Source organism: Microbacterium sp. (assembly GCF_035554235.1).
Classification (GTDB): domain Bacteria; phylum Actinomycetota; class Actinomycetes; order Actinomycetales; family Microbacteriaceae; genus Microbacterium.
In genome coordinates this window covers 1-16,291 of the sequence record NZ_DATMIO010000173.1, presented here as the reverse complement: position 1 = coordinate 16,291, position 16,291 = coordinate 1, and the positions used below count along the sequence as shown (strand labels likewise).

Annotated in this window: 17 protein-coding genes; 9 read left to right on the top strand and 8 right to left on the bottom strand. The window is 70.4% G+C overall.

The window, feature by feature from the left end:
* Both VNT50_RS08785 and VNT50_RS08780 read left to right on the top strand, forming a co-directional pair.
* Window positions 1–1,105: carbohydrate ABC transporter permease (locus VNT50_RS08785; RefSeq protein WP_325484736.1), on the top strand; the 1,105-nt coding region annotated here is incomplete at its 5' end.
* On the top strand, window positions 1,102–2,079 hold the full coding sequence (locus tag VNT50_RS08780; protein ID WP_325484735.1) for a carbohydrate ABC transporter permease: 978 nt from the start codon (window positions 1,102–1,104) through the stop codon (window positions 2,077–2,079). The genes VNT50_RS08785 and VNT50_RS08780, both read left to right, overlap by 4 nt.
* 65 nt (window positions 2,080–2,144) lie before the next feature.
* On the opposite strand, the gene VNT50_RS08775 is transcribed toward VNT50_RS08780, so the two are convergent.
* Together VNT50_RS08775 and VNT50_RS08770 are read right to left on the bottom strand one after the other, a co-directional pair.
* Entirely contained in the window at window positions 2,145–2,813 is a 669-nt protein-coding gene (locus VNT50_RS08775) for a DUF305 domain-containing protein (RefSeq protein ID WP_325484734.1), read from the bottom strand.
* A gap of 6 nt (window positions 2,814–2,819) precedes the next feature.
* Window positions 2,820–3,521 carry a thioredoxin-like domain-containing protein gene (locus tag VNT50_RS08770; RefSeq protein ID WP_325484733.1) on the bottom strand — a complete coding sequence of 234 codons (702 nt, stop codon included), beginning with the start codon at window positions 3,519–3,521 and terminating at the stop codon, window positions 2,820–2,822.
* A gap of 72 nt (window positions 3,522–3,593) precedes the next feature.
* On the opposite strand from VNT50_RS08770, the gene VNT50_RS08765 reads away from it, so the two are divergent.
* Together VNT50_RS08765 and VNT50_RS08760 are read left to right on the top strand one after the other, a co-directional pair.
* A complete protein-coding gene (locus VNT50_RS08765; RefSeq protein ID WP_325484732.1) occupies window positions 3,594–4,958 on the top strand; it encodes a cystathionine beta-synthase in 1,365 nt (454 codons plus the stop codon).
* Between the two features lie 67 nt (window positions 4,959–5,025).
* On the top strand, window positions 5,026–6,183 hold the full coding sequence (locus VNT50_RS08760; protein WP_325484731.1) for a cystathionine gamma-synthase: 1,158 nt from the start codon (window positions 5,026–5,028) through the stop codon (window positions 6,181–6,183).
* Window positions 6,184–6,350: 167 nt separating this feature from the next.
* On the opposite strand, the gene VNT50_RS08755 is transcribed toward VNT50_RS08760, so the two are convergent.
* Window positions 6,351–6,845, bottom strand: coding sequence for a nitroreductase family deazaflavin-dependent oxidoreductase (locus VNT50_RS08755; protein WP_325484730.1), 495 nt, complete (start codon window positions 6,843–6,845; stop codon window positions 6,351–6,353).
* Window positions 6,846–6,905: 60 nt separating this feature from the next.
* On the opposite strand from VNT50_RS08755, the gene VNT50_RS08750 reads away from it, so the two are divergent.
* The 5 genes from VNT50_RS08750 to VNT50_RS08730 all read left to right on the top strand — a co-directional run bounded on the left by VNT50_RS08750 (window position 6,906) and on the right by VNT50_RS08730 (window position 12,928).
* A complete protein-coding gene (locus VNT50_RS08750; protein ID WP_325484729.1) occupies window positions 6,906–7,589 on the top strand; it encodes a phosphatase PAP2 family protein in 684 nt (227 codons plus the stop codon).
* Window positions 7,590–7,593: 4 nt separating this feature from the next.
* Entirely contained in the window at window positions 7,594–9,552 is a 1,959-nt protein-coding gene (locus VNT50_RS08745) for a helicase HerA-like domain-containing protein (RefSeq protein WP_325484728.1), read from the top strand.
* Between the two features lie 140 nt (window positions 9,553–9,692).
* On the top strand, window positions 9,693–12,005 hold the full coding sequence (locus VNT50_RS08740) for an FdhF/YdeP family oxidoreductase (RefSeq protein ID WP_325484727.1): 2,313 nt from the start codon (window positions 9,693–9,695) through the stop codon (window positions 12,003–12,005).
* 9 nt (window positions 12,006–12,014) lie between these two features.
* Entirely contained in the window at window positions 12,015–12,503 is a 489-nt protein-coding gene (locus tag VNT50_RS08735) for a MogA/MoaB family molybdenum cofactor biosynthesis protein (RefSeq protein WP_325484726.1), read from the top strand.
* Window positions 12,500–12,928 carry a molybdenum cofactor biosynthesis protein MoaE gene (locus VNT50_RS08730; protein ID WP_325484725.1) on the top strand — a complete coding sequence of 143 codons (429 nt, stop codon included), beginning with the start codon at window positions 12,500–12,502 and terminating at the stop codon, window positions 12,926–12,928. The genes VNT50_RS08735 and VNT50_RS08730 overlap by 4 nt, the downstream gene beginning before the upstream one ends.
* 49 nt (window positions 12,929–12,977) lie before the next feature.
* On the opposite strand, the gene VNT50_RS08725 is transcribed toward VNT50_RS08730, so the two are convergent.
* The 5 genes from VNT50_RS08725 to VNT50_RS08705 all read right to left on the bottom strand — a co-directional run.
* Window positions 12,978–13,211 carry a MoaD/ThiS family protein gene (locus VNT50_RS08725; protein ID WP_325484724.1) on the bottom strand — a complete coding sequence of 78 codons (234 nt, stop codon included), beginning with the start codon at window positions 13,209–13,211 and terminating at the stop codon, window positions 12,978–12,980.
* Complete coding sequence (locus tag VNT50_RS08720; protein WP_325484723.1) at window positions 13,211–14,119, bottom strand: NTP transferase domain-containing protein; 909 nt, start codon at window positions 14,117–14,119, stop codon at window positions 13,211–13,213. Before VNT50_RS08720 ends, VNT50_RS08725 begins: the two co-directional genes overlap by 1 nt.
* Window positions 14,116–14,589, bottom strand: coding sequence for a cyclic pyranopterin monophosphate synthase MoaC (moaC, locus tag VNT50_RS08715; RefSeq protein WP_325484722.1), 474 nt, complete (start codon window positions 14,587–14,589; stop codon window positions 14,116–14,118). Before moaC ends, VNT50_RS08720 begins: the two co-directional genes overlap by 4 nt.
* Window positions 14,586–15,830, bottom strand: a complete 1,245-nt coding sequence (locus VNT50_RS08710; protein WP_325484721.1) for a molybdopterin molybdotransferase MoeA — start codon at window positions 15,828–15,830, stop codon at window positions 14,586–14,588. Before VNT50_RS08710 ends, moaC begins: the two co-directional genes overlap by 4 nt.
* A partial coding sequence (locus VNT50_RS08705; RefSeq protein WP_325484720.1) for a rhodanese-like domain-containing protein occupies window positions 15,827–16,291 on the bottom strand: 465 nt, incomplete at its 5' end. The genes VNT50_RS08710 and VNT50_RS08705, both read right to left, overlap by 4 nt.

Here is a 16,291-nt window from a genome sequence, read left to right as displayed (position 1 = left end):
CGTCCAGATTCCGATCGCCGTGCTCGCCTTCGCCGTTGTCGTAACTATCCTGCTCCTGCTGATCGAGTACGCGCCCCGCTCGGGGCGGCGTTACTTCTGGCTGAGGCTCGCCGCATGCTTCGTGATCCCGACGCTCGCCTTCATGCTGCTCCGCCCGTACCAGAATGCCGTGATCTACGTGCTGGGCATTGCACTCATCCTCGGCGGGTTGCTCTTCTGGGTCGACTACCGTTCGAGGCAGGGCGCCGGCTACTTCTTCCAGTTGGTGCTCTTCACCGCACCCGCCCTCGTCATGCTGCTGGTCGGGCTCATCTACCCCGCAATCGCGACAGTCATCCAGTCGTTCTTCGACAAGACCGGCGATAATTTCGTCGGCCTTGAGAACTACATCTGGACCTTCACGAATCCCGAGGGTTTCTGGTCCGTGATCAACACCATCATCTGGGTGTTGGTGGTACCGACCTTCGCCACGGTCGTCGGGCTCGCGTACGCGGTCTTCATCGACCGGGCGCGAGGCGAGAAGGTGCTGAAGATCTTCATCTTCATGCCGTTCGCGATCTCATTCGTGGGAGCCGGCATCATCTGGAAGCTCATGTACGACTACCGCCAAGATGACCAGCTCGGGCTTCTGAACGCGATCGTCGTGGCCTTCGGGGGCCAGCCGATCTCGTGGCTCGCTGTCCAGCCTCTGTTCAACACTCTGTGCCTGCTCGTCATCTTCATCTGGAGCCAGACCGGCCTCGCGATGGTGATCCTCTCGGCCGCGGTCAAGGCGGTGCCGGTGGAGCAGATGGAGGCCGCGGAGCTCGACGGCACCAGCGCCTGGCAGCGGTTCATCAACGTCACCGTCCCAGGGATCCGCTCCTCGATCGTCGTCGTCGTGACGACCATCGCCATCGGTGCGCTGAAGGTCTACGACATCGTGGCCGTCATGACCGGAGGGCGCTCGAACTCGACGGTGCTCGCGTTCGAGATGGTCAACCAGCAGCAGCGCTTCCAGAGCTACGGACACTCCGCGGCACTAGCCGTGGTGCTGTTCCTGTTCGTCGTTCCGCTCATCATCTTCAACGTCGTACAGATCAGGAAGCAGAGGGAGATCCGATGACCACTTCGACCGTCGCCATCGAGCCGAACCTCGATCCCCGATCCGCTCGCCAGCTCGCGCGCGACACCCGCAAGCACGAAAAGCTGGCGGCCAAGCGACTCACCTCCAAGGGCGCGACGATAGCGGCCATCATCATCGCCTTCTTCTGGACGATCCCGACGTTCGGGCTGCTCGTGACGTCCTTCCGGCCACCCGCCGACACGCAGACTTCGGGGTGGTGGACGGTCTTCACGAACCCCGACTTCAGTCTCGGAAACTACTCCGCGGCACTCACTGCCGGCGGCACGGCCCTCACGCTGGGGGAGTCGTTCCTCAACTCGCTGGCCATCACGATTCCGGCGACGCTGGTACCCCTCGCCCTCGCGTCGCTAATTGCGTACGCGATCGCATGGATCGATTTCCGGGGAAAGAATCTGATCTTCGTCTCGATCTTCGCTCTCCAGATCGTCCCCATCCAGATGGCGCTCGTGCCGCTGCTGAGCCTCTTCTCGCGCGGGCTCACGATCAACGAGGTGACGGTCTTTCCGGGATTCGACCTTCGTGACGTCGATCACAGCTTCGCGACCGTGTGGATCGCGCACGCGATCTTCGCGCTGCCGCTGGCCGTATTCCTCCTGCACAACTTCATCTCCGAGATCCCGAGCGAGGTCATCGAAGCCGCCCGCGTCGACGGTGCGGGACACGGCCAGATCTTCTTCCGGATGATCCTGCCCTTGGCCGCGCCCGCCATCGCTTCGCTGGCCGTGCTGCAGTTCATCTGGGTGTGGAACGACCTGCTGGTGGCGACGATCTTCGCTCCATCGACATCTCTGCCGATGACCCAGTCGCTCTACTCGCTTTCTGGAACGTGGGGCAACCAGTGGTTCCTGCAGTCAGCTGGTACCTTCCTCACGATCGCGACGCCGCTTCTCGTGTTCTTCGCACTGCAGCGCTTCTTCGTCCGCGGCCTGCTCGCGGGGGCGACGAAGGGCTGATACGCGGTTGGGGCGCGGCATACCGACGACGGATGCCGCGCCCCGCTGTTCGCGGCGACCCGCGGTCAGCAGCCGAGCCGCACCTGCGCGCCACGCATCGCGTCGATCTCGCTCTGCTGAACCCCGGCCATCGACTTCGCGACCGCGAGCACGCGCGGCTGCTCGCCCCGCTCCTGCACGGCATCGACCATGTCGATCGCACCCTCGTGGTGCCGGATCATGAGCCCCAGGAAGAGGCAATCGGCCTCGGTGCCGGTGGCCGCACGGAGCTCCGCCAGCTCCGCATCGGTCGCCATCCCCATCGCCGCCCGCAGCTGGGCCTCCGTCGATGAGGAACTGGGGCCGGAGTGCCCCTCGTGGCCGCCCGCGGCATCCGTCATCCACCCCATCAGCTGCCCACCCGACTGCGGCAGGCCCCATTCCACGAGCCAGCCGTACATCTCACCGGACTGCGCGGACTGCGCGGTCGCCATGTCATAGGCGAGGGTGCGGACGAGCTCGTCCTCGGTCTTGGCGTAGATGATCATCGCCATCTCGACCGCCTGGGAGTGGTGCACCTGCATGTCGCGGGCGAACCCGGCGTCGGCGGAGTCCGTCGCGGGGGTCGCAGGCGCCGCAGCGGTGCTGAAGGCGGTGAACCGGCCGATGGCGAAGGCCAGGGCCGCAGCCGCCGCGATCGCCAGCGTGATCAGCAGCCAGCGCGGCGGCACTGCGCCCGGCCTCGCATCGGTCACGGACGGCTACTCCCTGCCCGGGCCGTCGATCGCGCCCGAGCAGCTCGCATTGCTCTCGGGCACGTTCTGGTTGCGCCAGTACTCCTCGAAGAACTGGGGGATGCGCTCGTCCGAGACGGAGTCGAGCTTCAGCTGGGCGTTCCACGCGCTCAGCACGAGCGGGGAGTCCAGACCCTCGTAGGGAGAGAGGATGACGTAGCTCGAGGGCAGCTGGCTCTTCACCTTCGCGAGGTCGTCGCCCGAGATCCGATCGGCGTCGTACGTGACCCACACGGCCCCGTGCTCGAGTGCGTGCACCGCATTCTCGTCGACCTGGGGCTCTGTGTAGATGCCGCAGTTCAGCCACGCCGCGTTGTGCGGGCCCCCCGCGGGTGGGCTCTGCTCGTAGTCCACGGCGCCCTCGACGTGCGTCGTCTCGTTGGTGAACGTCTCGACGCCCTCGATCTCTGCGCCCTCGCCGCCTGCCGCGTACGTGGCCGGCGGGGTCGGCGCGAACACGAACGATGCCACGATCACGGCGGTGACGAGGATCGCGCCGGTGACGCCGACCGCCCACCAGACGAACCTGCTGCGCCGCCGCTTGGCGAGCTGTTTCTGGTACTCGGCGAGCTTCTCCTGTCGCCGCCGCTCGCGCTGCTGTTTGACGGTGAGGTTGATCTCGGCCTGTGTGGCGGGGTTGCCGCTGGTGCGTCTCTCGGTCGGGGTCACGTCCTCGATCTTAAGTGAGGGTCGACCGGGGGAACCCTGTGCGCGCCGCATCCGGCCGTCTACTGTGGAGGCGTGAAGTACGCGGAGTCGATCATCGATCTCGTCGGCGATACGCCGCTGGTCAAGCTCAACCGAGTGACCGACGGCATCGCGTGCACCGTCCTCGTCAAACTCGAGTACCTCAACCCCGGCGGGTCGAGCAAGGACCGCATCGCGACGCGCATCATCGACGCCGCCGAGGCATCCGGGCAGCTGGGGCCCGGCGGGACGATCGTCGAGCCGACGAGCGGCAACACCGGTGTGGGCCTCGCGCTCGTCGCGCAGCAGCGCGGATATCGCTGCGTCTTCGTGCTGCCCGACAAGGTCGGCGAAGACAAGATCAACGTGCTGACGGCATACGGGGCCGAGGTCGTGGTCACGCCGACCTCCGTCGCCGCGAGCGACCCCGAGTCGTACTACAGCGTCAGCGACCGGCTCGCGCGCGAGATCCCCGGCGCCTTCAAGCCGAACCAGTACGAGAATCCCAACGGCCCCCGCAGCCACTACGAGACGACCGGGCCCGAGATCTGGCGCGACACCGATGGCCGCGTGACCCACTTCGTCGCGGGCGTGGGAACCGGCGGGACGATCACGGGCGCGGGTCGCTACCTCAGGGAGGTGTCGGAGGAGTCGGTGCGCATCGTGGGCGTCGATCCGGTCGGCTCCGTCTACAGCGGCGGCACCGGACGCCCCTACCTCGTCGAGGGGGTGGGCGAGGACATCTGGCCCGGTGCTTACGACCCCGCCGTTCCGCACGAGATCGTCGCGGTCTCCGACGCCGACTCGTTCGCCATGACGCGACGCCTCGCGCGCGAGGAGGGGATCCTCGTCGGCGGGTCGAGTGGGATGGCGGTCGTCGGAGCCCTCCGCGTCGCGCGCGGGCTTGCGGCCGACGCCGTCGTCGTCGTGCTGCTGCCCGACGGCGGCCGCGGCTACCTCGGCAAGATCTTCAACGAGCGGTGGATGCGCTCGTACGGCTTCACCGATGTCGGCGGGGGAGAGACGGTGGCCGACATCGTCGCGACACGGGGCAGCGACATCCCCGCTCTCGTGCACGCCCACCCGAGCGACACCGTGCTCGACGCGATTCACATGATGCGCGAGTTCGGCGTCTCCCAGCTCGTCGTGCTGAGCGCCGAGCCGCCCGTCGTGATGGGCGAGGTCGTCGGGACGATCGATGAGAGCGGCCTGCTGGATCGGGTCTTCCGCGGCGAGGCGAAAGTGACGGATGCCGTGGGCGCACACGTCGGAGCGATCCTGCCGATCATCGGCATCCACGGCTCCGTCGCCGAAGCCCGCGAGGCCCTCGCCGACGCGGATGCCCTGCTGGTCACACTCGATGGCGCCCCGCACACCGTTATGACGCGGCAGGACCTGCTCGCGTACCTCTCGCGCTGACGCCCCGAGCGATCCCCCGCGTCACGAGAGGGCCGCGCGTGATGCCGCGTCGGTAGGCTCGGGGACCATGAGCGAGCAGCACTTCAACACCCGCGCCATCCATGCGGGGCAGCGTTTCGATCCGACGACGGGATCGATCATCCCGCCGATCTTCCAGACCTCCACGTTCGTCCAGGACGGCATCGGAGGGCTCCGCGGCGGGTACGAGTATGCACGGTCGGGCAATCCCACGCGCACGGCGCTGGAGGAGCAGATCGCGTCGCTCGAGGGCGGCGCGCACGCGCTGTCGTTCGCGTCCGGCCTCGCCGCCGAGGATGCGCTGCTCCGCGGCATCCTGAAGCCTGGCGATCATGTCGTGCTCGGCAACGACGCGTACGGCGGCACGTTCCGCCTGCTGACGAGGATCTTCGGGCCGTGGGGCGTGGAGACGACGACCGTCGAGATGGGTGACCCCCAGAAGGTGCGCGATGCGCTCCGCCCCGGCAAGACGAAGGTGCTCTGGGTGGAGACCCCGAGCAACCCCCTGCTCAAGATCACCGACATCGCCTTGCTCGACGAGCTCGCGCATGAAGCCGGCGCCATCGCGGTGGTGGACAACACGTTCGCCTCGCCCGCGCTGCAGCAGCCGCTCGCGCTCGGCGCCGATGTCGTCGTGCACTCCACCACCAAGTACCTCGGCGGCCACTCCGACGTGCTCGGCGGAGCGATCGTCGTGAACGACGACGCGATCCGCGAGGCCGTCGCGTTCCAGCAGTTCGCGGGCGGCGCCGTGTCGGGTCCCCTCGATGCGTGGCTCACCACGCGCGGCATCAAGACCCTCGCCCTGCGGATGCAGCGACACAGCGAGAACGCGCACGCCGTCGCCGAGTGGGCGACCACCCGCCCCGAGTTCGAGACTGTCTACTACCCCGGCCTCGAGAGCCACCCCGGGCACGATATCGCCGCGCGGCAGATGACCGGTTTCGGGGGCATGGTGTCGTTCGCCCTGGCGGGCGGGGCGAAGGCTGCACGTGCGTTCGCCGAGTCGACTGTGCTCTTCCAGCTGGCCGAGTCGCTCGGCGGGGTCGAGTCGCTCATCGGGTACCCCGCGGAGATGACTCACGCGTCCGTGCGGGGCACGGAGCTCGCCGTGCCGGAGAACGTGGTGCGGCTCTCGGTGGGCATCGAGGATGGCGGTGACCTCATCGCCGATCTGGAGGAGGCGCTCGCGCGCATCGCGTGGTGAGAGATGCGGCGCGAGCTGCCACGTGGGCGACCGGTCAGGGTGTGGGGTGTCTGTTGTGGTCGCTTCCCTCGCACGGATGCGGCGCGAGCTGTCACCTGGGCAGGGGCTGCGCCGCTGAGGTTTCGGCCGCACCACGCCAGGGAAGCGCCCTCGATGTGGGCGCGCCGCTACGCGTCGCCCCGCACGGGCTGCAGCACGAACAAGCGAACGACGCGTCCCGAGTCGCGCTCGTATCCGCGATACCCGGGCCATTGGCGCTCGATGCGATCCCACACGGCATCGCGCTCGCCGGGCGGGATGAGGGATGCCCGGACGCGCATACGCCGCCCGCGCACCGTGATCGCGGCATCGGGGTTGGCGAGGAGGTTGCCCGTCCACGCAGGGTGATTCGCGCCCGCGAAGTTCGTTCCCGCGACGATCGCGCGCCCCTGGCCGTCAGGCGTGTACATGAGAGGGACATCCCGAGGGCGACCCGACCTGGCGCCCGTCGTGTGCAGCACGAGTGACGGGATGAGGATGGCGCTGACCTGACCCCGCCCGCCCGTCAGACGTGCCACCAGCCGCTCGAGCGGTCGGAGCACCGCGGGGCCCCAGCGGCGGAAGATCCGGGTCCGCGTGAGGGGAGCGATCACCGCGCGAACGACATCGACGACTCTGGCCATGGGCTCATTGTCGCGCACCGCCTCCCGCCCGGGGGGCCACCGGCAGGGCACAATTGACGAATGGCTGAACATCCGATGACCGTTCGCCCCTTCCCGCGCGTCGGTATGCTCCTGTGGGCGGGCGTGTCGCTGTTCGTCGCCGCCATGATCCTCGGCGCGGCGATCTTCTTCTTCCGCGGCAACGGGCCCTTCCTCATCGACGAATGGTGGATGACGCTGCTCGCGGCGACTCGCGGGAAGGGGCTGCTCGGGGTCTCCTACGTCATGAACTTCCTCGGCGCGGGCTGGTTCGGGGTCTTCGCGGTGCCGATCGCCGTGGCGGTCGCGTTCCTCATCGCGCGCCGGCCGTGGGCGGCCGTGTTCTTCGTCGGCAGCTCGATCGCCGGGGCCGCCCTGGTGCAGATCATGAAGCACGTCTTCGGCCGGGCCAGACCGGAGGAGATCATCGTCATCTCCGACTTCGGCTCGTTCCCGTCGGGGCACGTCGCCAACGCGGCGACGATCGCGGTCGCCGTGTGGGTGCTCTTCCCACGGATCTGGGTCGCGCTGGTGGGCGCCGCATACATCCTCCTGATGGCCTTCTCGCGCACATATCTGGGCGCGCATTGGTTCAGCGACACGATCGGCGGGATGCTCGTCGGGGCATCGGCGGCGCTCCTCGTCGCCGCTGCGTTCGCGCGGCCGCTCGAGCGGGAATGGGGCCGCAAACGGCTCGAAGAGGCGCGATCGCCGTCGCTAGGCTGACCCCATGAGCGCTCCTGCCGACTCGACCGATCCCGTCGCCGCCGCAGCAGACGCCGAATTGCGGCGCTTGCGCGCCGTAGCGGAGGCCGCGGAGGCGCAGCTCGAGGCAGCTCAGGCCAGGGCCGCCCTCGCGGCGGCGGAGGCCGCGGCCGCGAAGGCGAGGACCGAGCCGGCAGCGGAGCCCATCGAGTCGAGCGATGACGCAGCGGCCGAGCTCGACGCCGTCGAGGTCCCGAATACCCCGGCCACCGCCGGCGGGGTGCCCCCGGCAGAGGCGGCACCCGCACAGGAGCTCGCGACGGAGGCGGCCGCAACCGTGCCGCTCGCCGCCTCGGAGGGCCCCCTCGACGCCGACCAGATCGCCGCCATCGTGAAGGGCTACACGTTCGAGGCGGCCACCCTCGACCTCGGCGCACTGCAGAACGGCGACCCCGTCCCGGCGGCGCAGATCCGCATTCCCCTCGCGATGATGAACCGCCACGGGCTCGTCGCCGGCGCCACGGGAACGGGCAAGACGCGCACGTTGCAGGGCCTCGCCGAGCAGCTCGCGGGCAAGGGCGTGCCGGTGTTCGCGGCCGACATCAAGGGCGACCTGTCGGGCGTCGCGACGCCCGGAGAGGCGAACGAGAAGCTCCTCGCCCGCACGCGGGGAATCGGCCAGGACTGGAGGCCGGAGTCCTCCGTCACGGAGTACTTCGCCCTCGGCGGCATCGGCAAGGGCGTACCCGTGCGCGCCACCGTCACGGGGTTCGGCCCGCTGCTGCTCAGCAAGGTGCTCGGCCTCAACCAGACGCAGGAGTCGAGCCTGGGCCTCGTCTTCCACTACGCCGATCGGGAGGGGCTCCCGCTCGTCGACCTCTCCGATCTGCGCGCGGTGCTGACCTACCTGACGAGCGATGACGGCAAGGCCGAGCTCGACGGGCTCGGCGGCCTCTCGAAGGCCACGGCAGGCGTCATCCTGCGTGAGCTCATCACGTTCGCCGACGGCGGCGCCGACGTGTTCTTCGGCGAGCCCGAGTTCAGCGTGAAGGAGTTCCTGCGCACGGCACCCGACGGTCGCGGCGTGATCAGCCTGCTCGAGGTGCCCGGCGTCGCCGACAAGCCCGAGCTCTTCTCGACCTTCCTCATGTACCTGCTGGCCGAGCTCTTCGAGCTGCTGCCGGAGGTGGGGGATGCCGACAAGCCCAAGCTCGTGTTCTTCTTCGACGAGGCGCACCTGCTGTTCAAGGACGCCTCGAAGGACTTCCTCTCGGCGATCACCCAGACCGTTCGACTCATCCGGTCGAAGGGCGTCGGTGTGTTCTTCGTGACGCAGACGCCGAAGGATGTGCCCTCCGATGTGCTCGCCCAGCTCGGCTCCCGCGTGCAGCACGCCCTTCGCGCGTTCACCCCCGACGACGCCAAGGCGCTCCGGGCGACCGTGGGGACGTACCCGAAGTCGGGCTACGACCTCGAGCGGGTGCTGCAGGAGCTCGGCACCGGCGAGGCGATCGTCACCGTGATGAGCGAGAAGGGCGCCCCCACCCCGGTCGCGTGGACGCGCCTGCGCGCACCGCAGGGGCTCATGTCGCCGACGCCCGAGGCGCAGATCGACGCCGCGATCGCGGCATCCACGCTGCTTGCGACCTATGGTGCCGCGATCGATCGCGAATCGGCGCGCGAGATTCTCACGGTGCGGATGAACGCCGCCGCGGCGGAGGATCAGGCGCAGCAGGCCGCGCTCGAAAAGGCCAAGGCCGACGCCGAGCTCGCCAAGCAGCAGGCCGCTCTCGACAAGGCCCAGGCGACGGCCGACAAGAAGGCGCAGGCCGAATACGACCGACTGCTCCGAAAGACGGCGGGCACGAGCCGCACGACGTCCAGGCCGCACAAGTCGACGATCGAGCAGGTGCTGGGATCCAAGAGCACGCAGACGCTGCTGAACGGTGTGATCCGGGGTCTCTTCGGCACCGGACGGCGCTGACCCTCGACGGCGCTGAACCCGATGGCGCTGACTCCGGACGGCGCTGCCCCCGACGGCGCTGACTCCGGACGGCGCTGCCCCCCCGGATGGCGCTGAACCCGACGGCGCTGACCCCTCGCGGCTGGCTTTAGCATGGAGTCATGGCAAAGCGGCCCCCAGCGGCAGACATCGACGAGGCACGGGTCCGGATCACGGGCACCAAGAAGTCGGCTGTCGGCATCCCCGGCGTCATGCACGCCGTCCAGTACTCCGTGGAGCAGATGGGCGTGCTCCGCTCGGCGCAGACGCTCCTTAAGGTCAACCAGAAGGACGGGTTCGACTGCCCCGGCTGCGCGTGGCCCGAAGAGGACAAGCGCCACATCGCCGAGTTCTGCGAGAACGGCGCGAAGGCCGTCGCCGAAGAGGCGACGATCCGCCGGATCACGCCGGACTTCTTCGCCCGGCACTCCCTCGACGACCTCAGCGGGCACGACGACTACTGGCTCGGCCAGCAGGGGCGCCTGACCCATCCGATGATCCTCGATGAGGGCGCGACCCATTACCGCCCGATCTCGTGGGACGAGGCGCTGGCCGAGGTGGCCGAGGCCCTGCGGGGCCTCGACGACCCCGACGAGGCCGTGTTCTACACCTCCGGTCGCACGTCGAACGAAGCCGCCTACCTCTACCAGCTGCTCGTCCGGGGATTCGGCACGAACAACCTCCCCGACTGCTCGAACATGTGCCACGAATCCAGCGGTGTCGCCCTCGGCGAGACGATCGGCATCGGCAAGGGCACCGTCTCGATCACCGACATCCACGAGGCGGACCTGCTCATCGTGGCGGGCCAGAATCCGGGCACCAATCACCCGCGCATGCTGAGCGCGCTCGAGAAGGCGAAGGCGAACGGCGCGACGATCATCGCGATCAACCCGCTTCCCGAGGCGGGCCTCACCCGCTTCAAGAACCCGCAGACCCCGAAGGGGATGATCCTCGGCGGCACCAAGCTGGCCGACCGTTACGTGCAGATCCGCCTCGGCGGCGACCAGGCGCTGTTCCAGGCCATCGGCAAGCACCTGCTCGAGGCAGAGGACACCAGCGGAGGTGTGCTCGACCGCTCGTTCATCGAGGCCTACACCGACGGCTTCGAGGCCTATGCCGACGCGCTGCGGGAAGTGCCTTGGCGGGAGCTGGTCTCGGCGACGGGCATCCCCGAGAAGACCCTGCGGATCGTGGGCGAGAGCGTTCGGAAGTCCCGCGCGACGATCGTCTGCTGGGCGATGGGTCTTACGCAGCACAAGCACTCCGTGCCCACCCTCCGCGACGTCGTCAACGTTCTGCTGCTGCAGGGGAACATCGGCCGGCCGGGCGCCGGTGTGTGCCCCGTCCGCGGGCACTCCAACGTGCAGGGCGATCGCACGATGGGCATCTACGAGAAGCCGTCGGAAGCGTTCCTCGCCGCGCTCGACCGCGAGTTCGCCTTCACCGCACCCCGCGCGCACGGATACGACACCGTCGATGCGATCCGCGCGATGCGCGACGGCAAGGTGCGGGTATTCCTCGGCATGGGCGGCAACTTCGTCATGGCCGCGCCCGACACCGAGGTCACCGAGGCGGCCCTTCGTCGCACCGATCTGTCCGTGCAGGTGTCCACGAAGCTCAATCGCTCGCACGTGGTCACCGGGCGGCGGGCGATCATCCTTCCGACCCTCGGCCGCACCGACCGCGACCGCCGCGGCGGCGCCGAGCAGCGGGTCTCGGTCGAGGACTCGATGGGCGCGGTGCACTCCTCGCGCGGCCGTCTCGCCCCGCCGGCAGAAGGCCTCCTCAGCGAGGTGGCGATCATCGCGCGCCTGTGCGCCCTCGTCTTCGACGGCAAGCCGGGCGCCCCGCGTGCGGACTGGGCGGGACTGGAGGCGGACTACGGGCGCATCCGCAACCACATCGCGCAGACGATCCCGGGCTTCGAGGACTACGACGCGCGGATCGACAAGGGTGCGACCCTTTCGCTCCCGAACGGCCCTCGCGACGAGCGGAGCTTCGCCACCGCGACGGGACGGGCCCGATTCACGGCGAACCGGCTCGAGTATCCGCGCATCCCGCGCGGCCGGCTGCTGCTGCAGACCATGCGCTCGCACGACCAGTACAACACCACGATCTACGGCAAGGACGACCGGTATCGCGGCATCCACGACGGGCGCCGGGTCGTCTTCGTGCACCCGCGCGACATCCAGGACCGCGGCTTCGCCGATGGCGACATCGTCGACCTCGTCTCGGAGTGGCAGATCGCGCCGGGACGAGTGGAGGAGCGTCGCGCGGAGGCGTTCCGCATCGTGGCGTACCGCACCCCGCGCGGCAACGCCGCCGCCTACTACCCCGAGACGAACGTGCTCGTGCCGCTCGACTCGGTGGCCGATGGCAGCGGCACCCCGACCTCGAAGTCGATCGTCGTGCGCCTCGAACGGCGCGCGTCCTAGGCTGGCTCCATGCCCGATTCGCCCCTCCGTGCCGCGGTGATCACGGTGTCCGACCGGTCCGCAAGGGGGGAGCGAGTGGATGCCTCCGGCCCGGTCGCCGTCAACGCGCTGCGGGTCGCCGGCTACGACTGCGACGACGCCGACATCGTGACGGATGGCGCCGACAGCGTGGCCACGGCCTTGCGCGCGGCGCTCGCCGCCGGCGCCCGACTGATCGTGACGTCGGGCGGCACCGGGGTCGGACCGCGCGATGCGACCCCCGAGGGAACGGCCGAGGTGCTCGAGCGCACCATCCCCGGCATCGCCGAGGAGCTTCGCCGCGTCGGCGCCGCCGAGATGCCGGCCGCTCTGCTCACGCGGGGCCTCGCCGGCGTGACCCGCGACGCCCTCATCGTCAACCTGCCGGGCTCGCCCGGCGGCGTCGCTTCCGGCATGCCCGTCGTGCTCTCTGTCGCCCGTCACGTGATCGACCAGCTCGCCGGCGGTGATCACCGATGAGCGGGGTGCGCCTCGCCCGGATCAGCGCCGAGCCCCTCGATCTCGACGCTCACCTGCGCGCCGTCGACGACGCGTCGGCGGGGGCGGTCACGACGTTCGTGGGGCGCGTGCGCGACCACGATCCGGATGCCGCCGGCGAGGTGGTCGCGCTCGAGTACTCCGCGCATCCAGACGCCGAAGCCACGCTCGCGGGGATCGCGGTGACCGCGATCGGCCGGACTGCCGCCCTGGTCGCGGTGAGCCATCGAATCGGGCGGCTCGGCGTCGGCGACGCGGCCGTCGTGATCGCCGTCGCCTCGCCGCATCGGGCCGAGGCGTTCGAGGTGTGCCGCGAGGTCATCGAGGCGATCAAGCGCGACCTGCCCGTATGGAAGCGTCAGGTCGAGGCCGACGGATCGACCGCGTGGAAGGGCCTCGGCGGATAGTGACGGCGCCGAGCCGTGTGGCGGCCGCCTTTTGCAGATGGCCGGCGGGTCAGCCGCCGGCGAAGGGCGGCAGGATGTCGACGAGCGAGTCCGCACCGAGCGCGGTGTCGTCGCCGACGCGGGATCCGTCGACCAGCACGGCGCACCGGGGGAGGATGACCCCCAGGCCGGGGTGCTCCGCGCCGAGCGCCGCGCGGAGTGCGCCGAGCGACGTCTCGGAGCGTGATTCGGCATCGTGCCCCACCGCCTCCTCGGCGGCGGCGAAGTAGCGCACCCGAGCCATCAGGAAGAGTGCTCCCAGGTGGAGGCGAGCTGGGTCACCTCGGCGACGACGGCTTCGATGTCTTCGGCCGATCCGCCCCGGCGGCCGGCCGCAAGGCCCGCGGCGAACGTGCTGAGGGGCGCGGCGGGGCGGGTGACATCGTTCGCGACGTCTCGCGCGAGATCGAGGATGAGCGCTACCGGCAGCTCATCGTTTCCGAGGTGCAGGGCATCGCGGAGCGAGGCCGCCCAGGCATCGAGGGCCTCGGGCGGCAGTGTGCGGGATGACTCGGCCATGACGGCTCCTTGGCGCTGGGGCTGCCCGGCGATGCGCCGGGCCCTGATCAGATCCTGCCACGTGTCGACATCGGCGGCGACGCCCCAGGGCGCGCGCACGGTCGCGATCTCGAGCTCCGCGAGCAGGGCGCGCATCGAGGCGCCGGCCCCAGCATCCGGAACGCGTTCTGCCGCGTCGCGGAGCGACGCGGTGCGGTACAGGCCGGTCAGCCACTGCGGGCGGCCGCCGTCGTCGGTGAGGCACAGCCCGTCGGCGAGCGGCGCGATCGCCGCGGTCTCGAACAGGCACGAGACCGCCTCGCCGACCCGGGGGAGGTCGGTCGAGAGCACGAGCACCGTCGCCGTGTCGACGTGCGGCAGCGCCGCGATCACCGCCGCGACCGGGCCGCCGAACGGCGGATCCTCCCGCACCCAGCGCACGGCCGCCTCATCGATCAGCGGCGGACCCACGACGACGACGGGCGAGCACCCGGCGGCGGTGACGGCATCCACGCTCCCGCGCAGGAGTCCGATGCCGCCCACCGTCAACAGGGGCTTCGGGGCCCCGCCCAGCCGGCTCGCACGACCGCCGGCGAGGATGATCGCCCCGACCGGGACCGCCCCGACCCCGATGGCGCCGCCGGGCTCCGTCATGAGCCGTGGCGCACCCACGAGCCCGAGCGGCCGCCCTCCTTGGCGATCAGGCGCACGTTCTCGATCTCGACGGACTTGTCGATGCCCTTGACCATGTCGATGATCGCGAGGGCCGCGATGCTGACGGCCGTGAGGGCCTCCATCTCTACCCCGGTGCGATCGGCGGTGCGGACGGTGGCCTCGATCGCGACCCCCTCATCCTCGAGACGCAGGTCGACGGAGGCGCCGTGCACGCCGATCACGTGAGCGAGCGGCAGCAGCTCGGCGCACTTCTTCGCGCCCTGGATGCCGGCGATGCGAGCGACCGCGAGCACGTCGCCCTTGGGCACCGTGCCGTCGCGGAGCGAGGCCACGACATCCGCCCCGCACCGCACGAAGCCGCGCGCCGTCGCGGCGCGCACCGTCGGCTGCTTCGCGGTGACATCGACCATTCGCGCGTTGCCCGCGTCATCGAGGTGAGTGAAGCTCATGAGACAAGCATGACATCGACGAGATCGCCCGCGGCGACCGCATCGACGCCAGCCGGGACGATCGCGTACGCCTCCGCGCGCCCGAGCCCGCCCGCCAGGTGCGAGCCCGAGCCGCCGCCCGTCGCCGGTCGCACGGTCCACCGCGCCGGGTCGGTGCGATCGATGACCGCGGGCAGGTACTGGCGGCGACCGGGGGGCGTGCGCCAGGACACGGCGGCGCCCAGCCGGATGACGGGACGGTGGATGTCGGTGCGTCCCTGCATGGCCAGCAGGGCGGGGCGCACGAAGACCTCGAACGACACGGCGGCGCTCACCGGGTTGCCCGGAAGGCCGAACAGGAGCGCCCCACCCGGAACGTGGCCGAAACCCTGCGGCTTGCCCGGCTGCATCGCGACCTTGACGAAGCCCATCTCCCCGCCGGGACCGAGTGTGCCCTTGACGACTTCGTAGGCGCCGGCGCTCACCCCACCGGAGAACACGATGACGTCGGCGCCGACGTCGTCGGCGTGCGCGAGAACAGCGCGAAGCGCATCGGACTCATCGGGCACGCTGCGGCGCAGCACGACGCCCGCGCCCGCCTCCTCGGCCAGTCCGGCGAGCAGTTCCGAGTTCGACTCCGGGATCTGGCCGCGCAGGAGGGGTGATCCCGCGGCGGCGAGCTCGGAGCCGGTCGAGACGATCGCGACGCGGGGCGTGCGCGCGACGGCGAGATGCGAAACGCCGGCCGCGGCCGCGGCGGCCGCCTGCAGGGGGCCGACGAGGGTGCCGGCGGGGAGGAGCACATCGCCCTCTCGGGCGTCCTCGCCGCGGCGGCGGATGTGGGCGCCCGCGGCCCGCGGCGCCCGGACGACCGAGATGACGCCGAGGGAGTCCTCGAGTCCGCCGACGGTGTCCTCGAACGGCACGACGGCGTCGGCCGCGGCCGGCACGGGGGAGCCCGTCATGATGCGGGCGGCCTCGCCGGGGCCGAGCGGGGGGTCGAGGTCGGTTCCCGCGGGGAGGTCGGCGACGACCCTGAGCGGCGCGGGGGCATCGGCGGCAGCATCCGCCACATCGACGAAGCGCACCGCGAAGCCGTCCATCGCGGAGTTGTCGAAGACGGGGATGTCGACGGCCGCGCGCAGCGGGGACGAGAGGGTGCGCCCGCGCGCACCGGGCACCGGGATCGTCTCCGCCTCGAGCTGCCGCACGGCGCCGAGGATGCTGCGAAGATGCTCTTCGACCGTGAGGAGCTCGCTCATGCGGGGTGATCCGCAAGCGAGCGCTGGGCCTGCGGGGCCGGGAACGCTCGCCAGGCGACCATGCCGCCAGCCAGAACCGTCGCGGGGATGCCGGCGGCGACGAGGGCTTCGGCCGCGCGACGCGCTCGCACGCCGACTTCGCACACCATCACGATGGGCCCGTCTGCCGAGCGTCCGGCCGCGGGGGGGACGGCGGCAGCCGGGTCGGCCAGCAGGGCGGCCAGCGGCACGGGGATGACGCCCGGCATCGCTCCGGCGGCGACCTCAGCGGGCTCGCGGACGTCCAGGAGCACGGGCGGGCGATCCGACGCCAGCGCTTCGACCACGTGCGCAACCGAAACCGAGGAGACCGCGGGAGCCGGAGGGCGCGCGGCGGCGCGAATCCCGCTGCCGCGGAGCGGAACCTCGCTCTGCCGGGAGCGGAGGGCGTCGATCACCAGCACCCGGCCGAGCAGAGGCTC

Bases quoted from the DNA above. Each gene is read 5' to 3' on its own strand.
- VNT50_RS08780 (WP_325484735.1), top strand. From the start codon at position 1,102: ATGACCACTTCGACCGTCGCCATCGAGCCGAACCTCGATCCCCGATCC.
- VNT50_RS08760 (WP_325484731.1), top strand. From the start codon at position 5,026: ATGAGCGAGCAGCACTTCAACACCCGCGCCATCCATGCGGGGCAGCGT.
- VNT50_RS08755 (WP_325484730.1), bottom strand. From the start codon at position 6,845: ATGGCCAGAGTCGTCGATGTCGTTCGCGCGGTGATCGCTCCCCTCACG.
- VNT50_RS08750 (WP_325484729.1), top strand. From the start codon at position 6,906: ATGGCTGAACATCCGATGACCGTTCGCCCCTTCCCGCGCGTCGGTATG.
- VNT50_RS08745 (WP_325484728.1), top strand. From the start codon at position 7,594: ATGAGCGCTCCTGCCGACTCGACCGATCCCGTCGCCGCCGCAGCAGAC.
- VNT50_RS08740 (WP_325484727.1), top strand. From the start codon at position 9,693: ATGGCAAAGCGGCCCCCAGCGGCAGACATCGACGAGGCACGGGTCCGG.
- VNT50_RS08735 (WP_325484726.1), top strand. From the start codon at position 12,015: ATGCCCGATTCGCCCCTCCGTGCCGCGGTGATCACGGTGTCCGACCGG.
- VNT50_RS08730 (WP_325484725.1), top strand. From the start codon at position 12,500: ATGAGCGGGGTGCGCCTCGCCCGGATCAGCGCCGAGCCCCTCGATCTC.
- VNT50_RS08725 (WP_325484724.1), bottom strand. From the start codon at position 13,211: ATGGCTCGGGTGCGCTACTTCGCCGCCGCCGAGGAGGCGGTGGGGCAC.
- VNT50_RS08720 (WP_325484723.1), bottom strand. From the start codon at position 14,119: ATGACGGAGCCCGGCGGCGCCATCGGGGTCGGGGCGGTCCCGGTCGGG.
- moaC (WP_325484722.1), bottom strand. From the start codon at position 14,589: ATGAGCTTCACTCACCTCGATGACGCGGGCAACGCGCGAATGGTCGAT.
- VNT50_RS08710 (WP_325484721.1), bottom strand. From the start codon at position 15,830: ATGAGCGAGCTCCTCACGGTCGAAGAGCATCTTCGCAGCATCCTCGGC.